Source organism: Rhodococcus sp. IEGM 1241, assembly GCF_033142365.1.
GTDB classification, from domain to species: Bacteria; Actinomycetota; Actinomycetes; order Mycobacteriales; family Mycobacteriaceae; genus Rhodococcus_F; species Rhodococcus_F erythropolis.
The window spans coordinates 361,592-376,096 of the sequence record NZ_JAWLSE010000005.1; the positions used below are offsets into that span (position 1 = coordinate 361,592).

Sequence of the window (14,505 nt, forward strand, 5' to 3'; positions counted from 1 at the left end):
TCGGTAACATCGCAGCTGATTGTCACGATGTGATCTCCGGCGGGCGATTTGCCAGTTTCCACCCGAGCTTTCCAATGTATTCGTCTCATTTCGAAGTGCCCCGATCAGTTCGAAGCGTCCAGCGGACGCATATACCTGTTTGCATCATGATCAAGTTGTAAGAGGGAGATTCGTGTGGATGGCAGTCCCGACCGAGGAATCGTTTCCGCAGCTCGTCCGGACGACGAACTCACCTTCCCTCTTTCTGCCGCGCAACTTTCCCTGCTTGTCGCACAACAGCTTCGACCCGAGATTCCCGTCAGCATCGCTCAGTACGTCGACGTGGACGGCCCGCTCGACATCGAGCTGCTGACCGCTGCCAGTAAACAGACCGGCCGTGAGATCGGCTCCGGATACCTGCGCCTGGTCGAGGTGGACGGGGTTGCGCGTCAGTGGCTCGATCTCGACATGGACGACTCCCTCGACGTGGTCGACCTGCGCGCCGAATCCGATCCGGAATCGGCGGCGCGAGAATGGATGCGCAAAGAGCACACTGCTGCCATCGATCCGTTCACCGATCGCCTGGTCAGGCTGGCAGTCCTGGTGCTTCGCGACGACCATTACTACTGGTACAGCCGTATTCATCATGTGGCGCTCGACGGTTTCGGCGCGATGTCGATGATGAACCGCACAGCCGAGATCTACACCGCCGCGGTGCGGGATCTGCCAGTTCCCCCAGCGGTAACTGCCCCCCTCCAATCGTTGGTGAAGGCAGAGGCCGACTATCTGGGCTCTTCCCGGTGGGAACGCGATCGCGACTACTGGAACACCAAGATGGCCGACAAGCCGGGCGGAACCTCGCTCGCGTCCTCGACTGCTCCGTCGCAGGCGTGGTCACGCCTACGGTCGGCGACGGTACCTACGGAACTGCGAAGCTCCCTCGAACGGCTTGCCGTCGCTCACGACGTGACTACGTCGTCAGTGGTGATCGGTGCACTGGCGGCTTACCTCGCCCGGGCCACCGGGACCCGCGACGTGGTCCTCAGCCTGCCGGTCTCGGGGCGGACGACAAAAGCTGCTCGCAGGTCCGGCGGAATGATGTCGAACGTCGTCCCGATACGTGCGAGTGTCGATCCGCACTTCGCGGTGGGAGACTTGCTGCACGAGGTGAAGATCGAACTCACCGGCGCACTGCGTCATCAGAAGTACCGCCACGAGGACCTACGACGCGACCTCAACGCCGGTGATCACAGCATCGCCGACGGACGCGGCTTCCACGGGCCGTTGATCAACCTCATGCTGTTCCACTCGGGAATCACTCTCGGGGACGCGCACGGCGAACTGAACGTGATCTCGACCGGGCCGATCGAAGACCTCTCGGTCAACGTCTATCAGACTTCCGCAGCCGAAGAGATCCAGATCGACTTCGCCGCGAACCCAGACCTCTACACCAACGAGGACATCACGCGTCACCACCGACGTTTCCTCGAATTCCTCGAATTGTTCTGCGCTGCGGAATCGGGAACTCGATTGATGGACATCGACCCGGACGCCGCGGGGAAGTGGATCGCCGAAGTTCAACACGCCCGCAACGTCGAGTACTGGTCTTCGACATTGTCGAACCCCGCCGAGGATCTGGGTTTGCCGGTCGTCGCCGGATCCGGTCGGACGTCCACGCCCCTCGAGATCGAGGCAGACCTCTGCCGCCGCCTCGAGACGATGGCGACGACGATGAACACGAGTCTGTTCGTGCTTTTCCAGTCTGCGATGGCCGGACTGCTGCGCCGCGTCGGTTCGGCTGACGAGGTGTCGATCGGCGTCTCGGTCCGCGGGTACGGCGCCTCGAACCCGGACGATTTCGTCTCGATGTTCGCCAACCAGTTGGTGCTTCGCTCGACGGTGTCGAACACCATGACGCTCAACGACCTGGTCGGTGCGGTGGACACCGTCGCAATCGAAGCTTTCGAACACGCAGACATTCTTCTGTCTTCGGTGACCGCCGCACTCGGTGACGGCCGCTGGGTGGAGACGGGCCCGTTGTTCCGGGCGATGGTCTGCTTCGAGGAGCCGCTGGATGCTCACCCGAGATTTCCGGGGCTCATGGTCGGTGCGCCTATCGGATCGGATCTGGCCACCGTGCCGGAACTGTTTGTCTCCCTGGCGATTCCGACTGGTGAGCATGCCGATTTCGATCAGCCGATCTCCGGTGTTCTGGATTGGCTCGGCACGAAGGAGCAAGCCGAGGACCTCGCCGACCGTTATCTACGAATCTTGACCGCGATGGTCGGTGCTCCGCACTCGGCGCTCGGCTCAGTGGATCTGCTCCGCCCGGACGCGCGCCAGGCGCTGGTGCCGCCCGTTCTCCCGATTACCCCGGTCCGAACGCTCTCCGACATCCTTTCCGATCGCATTCGGGCGACCCCGGAAGCGATCGCCGTTGTCGCAGGTAGCGAGCGCGTGTCGTACCGCGAACTCGATCGACGATCGAATCAGTTGGCGCGCAAGCTCGTCGAGCATGGCGTGCAATCCGAGTCGTTGGTCGGAATCATGCTGCCGAAATCCGTGGACATGATCGTTGCCGCTGTCGCGGTAGTGAAGGCCGGCGGCGGATACCTCCCACTCGATCGTGCGCACCCCGCCGAGCGTTTGGCATACGTGGTCGAGGATGCGCAACCGGTGTGCGTCATCTCCGATTCCACTTTCCCGAACTCCGCCTTCCCGAATTCTGACGTGGTGGTCGTCGGGGTCGACTCCGACGAGTACTCCGGTGAGGGTCTGGAAACCGATGAGTGCCCGCGCGGGCACGGAGTCGACAATCTGGCATACGTGATCTACACCTCGGGGTCGACGGGCCGACCCAAGGGCGTCTCGGTTACTCACGCCACCGTGGTGCGATTGTTCGAGAACACGCAGGTCGAATTCGGATTCGACGGCAACGACGTGTGGACGATGTTCCACTCGTTCGCCTTCGACTTCTCGGTGTGGGAAATGTGGGGCGCGCTGCTCCACGGTGGAACGCTGGTTCTGGTCGATCACGAAGTCTCACGCGACCCCGATGCCTTCCGCGCGCTCGTCGCTGCAGAAGGCGTCACCGTGCTCAATCAGACGCCCTCGGCCTTCTACCAGTACATCGAAGCCGACCTTCGGGCCGATTCGGCGACCCGGCTCCGGTACGTGATCTTCGGTGGCGAAGCCTTGGATCTTCGTCGCCTCGGGCGCTGGTATGACAATCACGCGGGCTACGACGATCGCACGGAATCCGGGCCCGCACTCGTCAACATGTACGGCATCACCGAGACGACGGTGCATGTCACCCATCTCGAAATCGACCGGGCGAGCGCGAGTGCGGTTACCGGCAGCCGGATCGGTGACGCGATCGACGGACTTCGTGTGTACCTGCTCGACGAGCATCTCTCCCCGGTCCCGGTGGGGATTGCGGGGGAGATCTATGTCGCCGGCGGTCAACTCGCCCGTGGCTATCTGGGCCGACCAGACCTCACCGCGGGCCGGTTCGTTGCCGATCCGTTCAATGCCGGCGGACGACGGTTGTACCGGTCCGGTGACCGCGCACGATGGATTGCGCCTGGACAACTCGAGTACCTCGGACGCGGCGACGCGCAGGTCAAGATCCGCGGATTCCGGATCGAACTCGGCGAAATCGACTCCGTCATCCTCGGCGCGCCGGGAATCGACGACGCCGTGACCGTCGTGGCTCCGACGCCGGCTGGCGGCGCTCTCGTGACCTATGTGACCGCTTCGGACGCCGTGGACGCCGAAGCCCTTCGCGCGCACGCCGCCGAAGCCCTCCCGACCTACATGGTTCCCGATGCCTTCATGGTCATCGATTCGATTCCGTTGACCACCAACGGAAAACTCGACCGGCGTGCGCTGCCGTCGCCGATCCTCGCCTCCACCAAGGTCTTCCGGCCCCCGACGACCACGACCGAGGGCAAGGTAGCCGCGGTTCTGGCTGACATCCTGGGTAGTGGACCGCTCGGGCTCGACGATAATTTCTTTCATTTGGGCGGAAACTCGCTGGTAGCGACGACGGCTGTGGCGCGCTTGACCGAAGCCACCGGAGTTCGTATGCCGCTGCGTGCGCTCTTCGACCATCCCACGGTGTCCGGGATCGCGGCGACGATCGAGCGTGCCGCCCAGACCCCGGACGCCGACGGTATCCAGGTCGTGGCCCGGCCGGCGGTACTGCCTCTTGCTCCCGCGCAGCAGCGACTGTGGTTCCTGAACCGCGTCGCACCGGAATCAGGTGCATACAACATTCCGTTGGCGGTGTCGTTGCGCGGCGACGTCGATCCCGACGCACTGAGCGCCGCGATTGTGGACGTCGTGACACGTCACGAATCACTACGCACCGTGTTTCCTCAAATCGGGGACAACGCAACGCAGAAGGTTCTGGGCCTGGGCGAGGGTATCGCGGGGCTCGAGTCGATCGAAGTGGAACGCGAGAATCTCGAAAGAGTGATCTTCGAATTCTCCTCGGCGGGTTTCGATCTGGTCCGCGAACGCCCGGTCCGATACCTGCTGATCACTGTCGCCGACGATGAGGAAGGCGATGACAAGGACGGCGATGACGAGCAAGCAGTTCTCGTCGTAGTTCTGCACCACATGGTGGCCGACGGCTGGTCGCTCGCGCCGTTGGCTGCTGATCTCACCGGCGCTTACGCCGCCCGCGTCGGCGGCAACAGCCCGCAGTGGGCACCCCTTCCGGTGCAGTACGCCGACTACACGCTCTGGCACCGAGAACACCTAGGCGACGTGGCATCCACCGATTCGCTTGCCCACTCACAGATCGCGTTCTGGAAGCAGCAGCTGGCGGGAGCGCCCGAGCAACTCCACCTGCCGACGGACCGTCCGCGCCCACTCGACCCGACCATGCGCGGGGCCGGAGTCGACATCAGAATTGGCGCTTCCACTCATCAGAAGCTCGTTGTACTTGCCGGCGATCACGACGCCACGCCGTTCATCGCCCTGCACGCGTGCTTCGCCCTGCTTCTGGCCAGGTACAGCGGCACGGACGACATCGTCATCGGAACACCGGTGGCAGGACGAGGGGACAGATCTCTCGATCTGCTCGTCGGCATGTTCGTCAACACTCTGGCCTTGCGGACCGTCGTCGATCGGGACGCGACGTTCGCCGCACACCTGTCGCAGGTCAGGGCCGTCGACGTGGATGCCTTCGACAATGCGGACGTGCCTTTCGACGTCGTCGTGGACGCGCTCGAACTCGACCGCTCGCCTGCGCACCATCCGGTCTTTCAAGCTGCCATCACCTCTCGGATAACCACCGCTCACACAGCCGAACTGGCCGGGGTGTCGATGACGGCGCGGGCAGTCGAGACGGGGCTGACCAAGTTCGACCTCGAGCTCACCGTCACCGAACGTCACGAGTCCGGGACCGCAGCTGGAATCGATGCCACGTTCACCTATTCCACCGACCTGTTCGACAACGCGACCGTCGAAGCCTTGGCGCGAAACTTCGTGACCCTCGTGGAATCGGCAGTGTCGGAACCGACTGCACCGGTTGGTGACCTTCGTGTACTCGGATCCCGGGAGAGTGCCGCGATATTGCCGCGGCGCGGCGTGGCTTCGGTGGGCGAATCGACGCTGGCGCAGATCCTCGGGGCTACCGCGAGGACGTATCCCGACGCGATCGCCCTCGAAGACTCCGAGCGCTCACTCTCGTACGGGGAGCTGGAGCGTCGATCGAATCGGATCGCTCGATACCTCATGGACCTGGGCGTCGGCCCCGAGACACCGGTCGCACTGGCCGTCGCCCGATCGGTCGACTCCGTGCTCGCAGTCTGGTCGGTCACAAAAGCCGGCGGCGTTTTCGTCCCGGTCGATCCCCGTTATCCCGCAGATCGAGTTGCGCACATGCTCGAGGATTCGGGTGTGCGGATCGGAATTCGGTCCGCCGAGGTTGCGGCCGGTCCGGCAACCGGCGGGAACGTCGCAGTCTGGATCGACCTCGGCGACGCGGACACGGTTGCAGAATGTGCCGCCTACTCCGACGCTGCCATCGACGACGCTGCCATCGACGACGCTGCCATCGGCGACGCGGACAGAACAGCGTCGATCACTGCGGCGTCGGCTGCGTACGTCATCTACACCTCCGGCTCGACCGGAGTGCCGAAGGGCACCGTCGTCACTCACGCAGGTTTGGCCAATCTTGCTCGCGAACAACAGGATCGGTACCGGATCACCGCCGGGTCGCGGACTCTGCATTTTGCGTCACCGAGCTTCGACGGCGCCGTACTCGAGCTACTGCTCGCCGGTTCGACCGGCGCGACGATGGTGATCGCCCCTCCCGACATCTACGGAGGGGAGGCGTTGAGCGAGTTCCTCCGAAGCCGCGAGGTCACTCATGCCTTCATCACTCCGGCTGCTCTGGCGACCGTCGATCCGGCGGGCGTGACGGCGCTGGAATGCGTAGTCGTCGGCGGCGACGTGTGCACCCCGGAATTGGTCTCGAGCTGGGGCAACGGGCGCAGACTGCACAACGGATACGGTCCGACCGAAACCACTGTCATGGTTGCCATCAGTGACCCACTCTCACCGGGCGATCCGATCACCATCGGCGGTCCCATCCGCGGAATCGACGCCGTGGTGCTCGACGCTCGGCTGCAACCGGTCCCGATCGGCGGCGTCGGCGAGCTGTACATCGGTGGGCCAGGGCTTGCACGTGGTTACCACCTTCGTCCCGCGCTGACGTCGGATCGTTTTGTCGCGCATCCGTACTCGACGTCCGGTGCCCGGATGTACCGAACCGGTGACCTGGTCCGCTGGACCAAGGACCTGACCCTTCGCTACGTGGGCCGCAGCGATCATCAGCTCAAGATCCGCGGGTTCCGCATCGAACTCGGCGAGATCGACGCTGCTCTGATGGATTCCCCTCTCGTTCACTTCGCCACGACGATTCCCGTCGAATCCGCCGCAGGCACCACTCTGGCGTCGTACGTGTTGCTCAGCGGCGACGCTGATATCGAGTCGCTCTTTGCGGCACTCGCCGACACGCTGCCGCGGTACATGATTCCGTCGTCGATCACCCCGATCGACGCGATTCCGTTGACTCCGGTCGGCAAACTCGATCGGAGAGCATTGCCGACGCCGATACCGCGCGAAGTCCTCGGTACGGGTCGTGAACCCGAGGCCGGGCTCGAACGCACCGTCGCCGACGTGTTCGCTTCACTGCTCGACGTACCCGAGGTCCGGGCCGGAGACAGTTTCTTCGATCTCGGGGGCAACTCGCTCGTCGCGACGCAGGTGTCCGCGCGGTTGAGCGCAGCGACGGGACTCGCTGTGGACGTGCGCTCGATCTTCGAAGCGCCGACCGTCGAAGCGCTCGCTGCACGTCTGGCGGCGAGCGCCGAAGAATCAGACGATCGACCTGCTCTGAGCGCCGGTGCTCGCCCGGACCGACTACCGCTCTCCGCTGCGCAACAGCGGCTGTGGTTCGTCAATCGCTTCGACCCGCAGTCCGCGGTCTACAACATTCCGTTCGCGATCCGGATCACCGGAGACATCCACGGCGATGCACTCGAGGAGGCGCTTGCGGACGTCATTGCACGCCATGAGGTGCTTCGAACGATCTACGTCGACAGCGCCGACGGCCCGAGCCAGGTCATCCGAGCAATTTCCGACGTGCAGTTCTCCGTCGAGCGCTATTGCGGATCCGAAGGTATCGAATCCGCGACGACGGAGTTCGCGGCGCGTGGGTTCGATCTCGGTTCGGATCTGCCGATTCGGGCCATGCTGGTGCGCGAGGACACTTTCGCTCACGTACTGGTCGTCGTCATCCATCACATCGCCTTCGACGGCTGGTCCCTGACTCCCTTCGCGACAGATTTCGTCGCGGCGTACTCCGCACGCGTCGTCGGAGACGCCCCGGTTTTCATACCGCTCGACGTGCAGTACGCCGACTACGCGGTGTGGCAGCAAGACTCGCTCTGGCAGATCGACGACCAGAAGTCTCTGGTTGCCCGCGAGCTGACCTTCTGGACCGCTGCCATGGCTGGTGCCCCGGACGAGGTACTGCTACCGGTGGATCGCCCACGCGGATCTGTCACCACGACCGCCGTCGGATCGGTGCCGATCGTCATCGACGCGGCGACCGGGGAGCGGCTCGCCGCCTTGGCAAGGCGCAGTGGCACGACGCAATTCATGGTCGTACACGCGATCTTGACGGTTGTTTTGGCGCGTCTCGGTGCTACCGACGACGTGGTGGTCGGTACTCCGGTGGCAGGCCGCGGCCGACCCGAACTGGATTCCCTGATCGGGATGTTCGTCAATTCGCTACCGCTTCGCACACCGGTCGATCACCGAGCGTCGTTCACCTCCCTGCTCGAGGTCGTCCGTGAACGCGACCTTGCCGCCTTCGCGCACCCCGAGTTGCCATTCGAGGTGCTGGTCGACGCCCTCGATCTCGACCGGTCAACTACGCGACACCCGCTGTTTCAGGTCATGCTGTCGTACCACCAGAATGTGGTCTCGCCGCAGGTAACCGTCCACGACGCCCATCTCGAGGCGCAAGCGCTCGAACCGTCCGTCGCTAAGTTCGACCTCGAGTTCACCCTGCTGGCAGGCGATTCCGAGAACGCGGAGATCACCGGGTCGCTCAGGTTTGCCGAGGCGCTCTTCGACATTTCCACCGCGGAAACGATCGCCGCACGTGTGCAGTCGGTGGCCCGCGCCGTCGCCGCAGACCCGGACACCGCGATCGACGACATGAAATTCCTCAGCACCCTCGAGCGTGCGTCGCTGATGCCGGTACGAGGTCCGGCGTGGACCAGTTCGCGCACCTTGGCCGAAATATTGACGCGGACCGCCAACCGTTCAGGCGATTCGGTGGCCCTTCGATCTGGTGGCACCACCGTGCTCTACCGAGATCTCTTCGCCCGTGCATCGGCGCTTGCCCGCCGTTTGACCACGGAAGGTATCGGCGCCGAAGACATTGTGGCGATAGCGATTCCGCGTTCGATCGACTCGATCGTCGCGTTGTGGGGCGTTTCCTTGACCGGCGCCGCGTTCGTTCCGGTCGATCCGCGATACCCAGCCGATCGCATTCTGCACATGCTCACCGACTCCGGAGCCACTCGCGGAGTGACAACGGAAGCGGTGATCGAATCACTGCCCCGTCCGGTTCCGTGGATGACGATGGACGACATCCACGGCGACGGTGTCTGGCAGCCGGTTCCTGCCGCGCCGATCCGAATCGACAACCTCGCCTACATCATCTACACCTCCGGATCGACGGGAAAGCCCAAGGGTGTCAGCGTCACTCACCGTGGCCTGAGCGCATTGGCCGCCGAGCAGACGGCGCGCTACGGCATCTCGGCGCAGTCGAGGACGCTGCACTTCTCCTCACCGAGCTTCGACGCATCCATCCTCGAACTGCTGCTCGCCGTCGGTGAGGGCGCGACGATGGTGATCGCATCTCCCGATGTGTACGGCGGCGAGGACCTCGCAAAACTGATCACCGATCACCAGGTGAGCCACGCGTTCATCACGCCGGCAGCGCTGGCCTCGGTCGATCCCACCGGGCTGGACGTCTTGCAGTCGATCGTTGTCGGCGGCGAGGCCTGTTCACCCGAACTGGTCCGCAAGTGGGCACCGGGTCGCCGGTTGTTCAACGGTTACGGGCCGACGGAAACCACGGTCATGGTGTGCATCAGCGATGCCCTGACGGTGGGGGAGACCGTGACCATCGGTGGGCCCGTCCGGGGCGTGTCCGCGGTAATTCTCGACGGCTCGGCTCAGCCGGTACCCGTCGGGGTCACCGGTGAGCTCTACATCGCCGGCCTCGGACTTGCCCGCGGCTACCTCGACCAACCCGCGTTGACGGCGACGCGATTCGTGGCAGCGCCGTTCGGCCCGGCCGGCGCCCGCATGTACCGGACCGGCGACCTGGTTCGGTGGACGCCGCTCGAGACGATCGAATACGTCGGACGCTCTGATCACCAAGTGAAAGTACGCGGATTCCGCATCGAACTGGGCGAGATCGACTCCGTCCTCAGCGATTACCCCGGCGTCGAGTTCGCGGTCACCGTGGGCATCGACGCAGCTTCCGGTGAGACGATGTTGGCGTCGTACGTCGTGCTCGGCTCCGATGCGGTCGAGATGGACGAATTGCTGATCCATGCGCGCCGCTCACTGCCCGCCTTCATGGTGCCGTCGGCGATCACCCCGATCGAGCACGTTCCGCTGACCCCCGTCGGGAAACTCGACCGATCGGCGCTGCCGGCGCCGACGCTGCGTTCGTCCGAGCGGAGTGTCGAGCCGCTGACCACCGCGACCGAACTCCAGGTTGCCGGCGTCGTGGCGGAACTGCTGGGTATCGAACAGATCAGTGCGTCGGACAGTTTCTTCGAACTCGGTGGCAACTCACTGCTCGCCACCAGACTTGCCCAGCGACTGGGCGAATCGTTGGGCAGGCAGGTACCTGTCCGAATGCTGTTCGAGCACCCCGAAATTCGGGAACTTGCCACCGTGCTCGACACATCCGCCGGGGCGAAGGCGCTACCACCGATCACCGCCGTCGACCGCCCCGAGCAAATTCCGCTGTCCTACGCGCAGGCCCGCATCTGGTTCCTCAACCAGATGGATCCCGGCTCACCCGCGTACAACGTCCCTGCCGCGATCTCCCTCGACGGTGCACTCGACGTCCCAGCCCTCGAAGCTGCGGTCCTCGACGTGATCGAAAGGCACGAAATCCTGCGCACGGTGTTCCCCGACTCCGACACCGGCCCACACCAGGTGATCCAGGATGCATTCACCTCGCTGGAGTACGCAAATGCGGACACCCGTGAACCGGCAGAGCTCGCCAGGGAATTCGCGTCGCGTGGATTCGACATCACGACCCAATCTCCCGTTCGCGCGCTCCTGCTCGAGTCGACGCCGCAGCACCACACACTTGTCATCGTGATCCACCACATCGCGGCGGACGGATGGTCGATCGCGCCGTTGATGAAGGACGTGCTCACCGCCTACGTCGCGAGAAGTTCGGGACGCGCTCCCGAGTTCACCCCGCTCGAGGTGCACTACGCGGACTTCGCCATCTGGCAGCGGGAAGCGCTGGGCTCTGTGAACGAATCCGAGAGCGTGCTCGGGGCACAGGCGTCGTACTGGCGGGAGACGTTGCGGGGAGCACCTGAGCTGATCGACCTTCCGAGCGATCGAGCGCGCCCGCTCACCCAGTCGTTGAGCGGCGGCCACACCGCGGTCTCGCTTCCGGCGCACACCCGGATCGCGGTCGAGGCGGTCGCCGGCTCGAATGCGGCGACGCCGTTCATGGTGTTGCACGCTGCCTATGCCGTGCTGCTGTCCAGGCTGAGTCGAAGCACGGACATCGTGATCGGATCTCCGGTCGCCGGGCGAGGACACCGAGTTCTCGACGACCTCGTGGGAATGTTCGTGGGCACGGTCGGACTGCGCACGACGGTCGATCCCGGGTCGACGTTCGTCGACGTTCTGCGTACTGTCCGCTCCGTCGATCTCGACGCCTTCGCCCACGCGGACATTCCGTTCGAGCAGGTCGTGGACGTTGTGGCGCCGACCCGGACCACCGACCGTCATCCGGTGTTCCAGACGATGATCTCGTTCCACGGCGCCCACCCAACGACGTGGGACCTGCCTGGACTTGCCGTTCGTGCCCACGAGATCACACCGGACATCGCCAAGTACGACCTGCAGTTCACCGTTGTCGAACAGACCGCGGAGGAAGGCGGCGGCTACGAGGCCTCCCTCACCTACGCGAAGGACCTCTTCGACACCGATACGGTGGAGTCGTTTGCGGTGATGCTGGAAACGATCGTCGAGACACTGTCTGCCCAGCCCTCCGCCGTCGTCGGTGACGTGGATCTTGCGGGACGTGGCCTGCGTGCGTTGCCCGGACGTCCGGCCGGCGATGCTTTGACCTTGCCGGAGTTGCTGCTTCGCGGCGCGGCCGATCCGCACGCTCCGGCAATCGTCGACGTCGCCGCTTCCGTCACGCTCACGTACGGCGAACTCGACCGACGCTCCGACGCAATGGCGTTTGCGTTGATCGCTCGCGGAATAGCGCCGGAAATGATTGTGGCACTGGCGCTTCCAAGGTCGGCCGACTATGTGATCGCGCTCTGGGCTGTAGCGAAAGCCGGCGGAGTGTTTCTTCCCGTGGACCCGGCGTACCCCGCCGAGCGGATCGAGCACATGCTCACCGACAGTGGGGCGGTACTCGGTATCACCAGGGGCGAGTATGCGGCCGGCCTTCCGGGCGTCACGTCGTGGATCGAGTTGGATGCGATCGAATTCACCACCGAAATCGAGGCAGTCCATTCCGAGACACTGCCGGACGCGCCACTCGAGTTCGACAACCCGGCCTACTTGATCTACACCTCGGGCTCGACAGGAAAACCCAAGGGCGTGTTGGTCACTCACGCGGGACTGGCAGCGTTTGCCGACGAACAGCGGGAGCGTTTCGGCGTCACCGCGCACTCTCGCGCTCTGAGCTTCGCCTCGACGAGCTTCGACGCGTCGGTTCTCGAGCTCCTTCTGGCTTTCTGCGCCGGCGCAACGATGGTGATAGCGCCTCCGACAGTTCTCGGCGGTGTCGAATTGCACGAACTGCTCGACGAGCAGACGATCACCCATGCTTTCGTGACTCCAGCCGCCTTGGCGACTGTCGATCCCGCCGGGCTCGACCATCTCGAAGCCGTCGTCGTCGGCGGCGACGCCTGTTCCGCCGACCTCGTATCTCGGTGGGCACCGGGGCGCCGAATGTTCAACGCGTACGGCCCGACCGAGGCCACCGTCGCAGTCACCATCAGTGATTCGCTGGTCGCGGGGGAGCCCGTGACGATCGGCGGCCCGATCCGCGGCGTGGACGCGATGATTCTCGATTCCCGACTGCACTCGGTTCCCGGCCAGGTCGTCGGTGAGCTCTACGTCAGCGGCGACGGTCTCGCCCGCGGGTACCTCGGCAACCCCGCACTCACAGCCGCGCGCTTCGTCGCCGACCCGCATGGACCCGAAGGCGCTCGGATGTACCGCACCGGGGATCTTGTGCGCGAAGATCGCTCAGGGGCACTGATCTACCTCGGACGCGCAGACCACCAGGTCAAGATCCGAGGGTTCCGAATCGAACTCGGAGAAATCGACGCGGTGCTGGCAGCGGAAGCGTCCGTGCATTCGGCTGTCAGCGTCGTCGTCGGGGAGGGCGTCGACGCTCGGATCGTCGCGTACGTCGTCCCTGCACATGCGGACTTCGACGCCGCCGCGCTACGCCGTCACACAGGCACCTCCCTACCGGCGCACATGATCCCGTCCGCTGTTGTCGTGATCGACGCAGTCCCGACCACACCGGCGGGCAAGCTCGATCGCAGCGCTCTGCCTGCTCCCAACTGGGAGTCGCCGAGTGGACGCAGTCCGGAAGGCGGCGACGAGATCGCGATCTGCGCTGCTTTCGCGGAGGTACTCGATCTGGCCGACGTAGACACGTACGCCGATTCGAGTTTCTTCGAACTCGGCGGCAACTCACTCATGGCAACGCGTTTGGTCGCTGCCATCAAAGAACGCACCAGCATGACCGTCCCCGTCGCGTGGATATTCTCCGACCCGACTCCGGAGGCATTGGCGCGCAGACTCTTCGAACTCGAGGCAACAGTTGTGACAAGTGACGCGGATACCTCCGCACTTGCGGTAGTCCTGCCACTACGTCCGGAAGGCCGCGCCGAGCCACTGTTCTGCATCCATCCGGCCATCGGATTGGCCTGGTGCTACGGAGCGCTCGATCGCTACGTCGATTCCAGCCGGCCGCTCTACGGCCTGCAGTCGCCGGTCCTGACGGACTCCGAATTTCGGGCGGAGCTGATCGAGGACTTCGCGGCGCGGTACGTCGAGGAAATTCGCGGAGTTCAGCCGCACGGTCCGTATCACCTGCTGGGGTGGTCGATCGGCGGATTGATCGCTCACGCGGCGGCGGTGCAGTTGCAAGCCGCGGGTGAGAGCGTCGCCGACCTGATTCTGCTCGACAGCTTCGTTCTCGAAGACCCGACGATGGCGGGCGCGCAGCCTTCTCTCGCCGAAGTGATCGGCGGGTTGGGGATCTCGGTCCCGGACACCGGCGAGCGTGATCTGACACCCGAGGACGCCGAAGCACTCTTGCGCGAAGCCATCGGCGATCACCCCTTGGTCTCGAGCGATCGGATCGAGCGACTGTTCGAGGAATACTCCGCAGGCGCCGAACTGGCTCACCGATACCGCCCGGGCAAGTTCGTGGGCGATCTGCTGTTCTTCTCGGCACACGCCGACACCTTCGACCCGCTGCGAACCGCGTCGGCGTGGCGACCGTTCGTGTCCGGGGTCATCATCGACCGTCCGGTGCCCACGTCACACGCCGAAATGTTCACCGAGGCAGGTCTGGAGGCGATCGGGCCCGTGATCAACCTGGCGGTCGGAACGGGTCGTCACGCGGCCCCGGACGTCGACGCCGAGTTGGACGCTCTGATCGAGATCCAAGACGTGCGCGGCTGA

Annotated in this window: 1 protein-coding gene; it reads left to right on the forward strand. The window is 64.5% G+C overall.

Annotation, left to right across the window (positions count from 1 at the left end):
* Positions 1-174 precede the first annotated feature (174 nt).
* Complete coding sequence (locus tag R4P70_RS23080) at positions 175-14,505, forward strand: non-ribosomal peptide synthetase (protein ID WP_317831969.1); 14,331 nt, start codon at positions 175-177, stop codon at positions 14,503-14,505.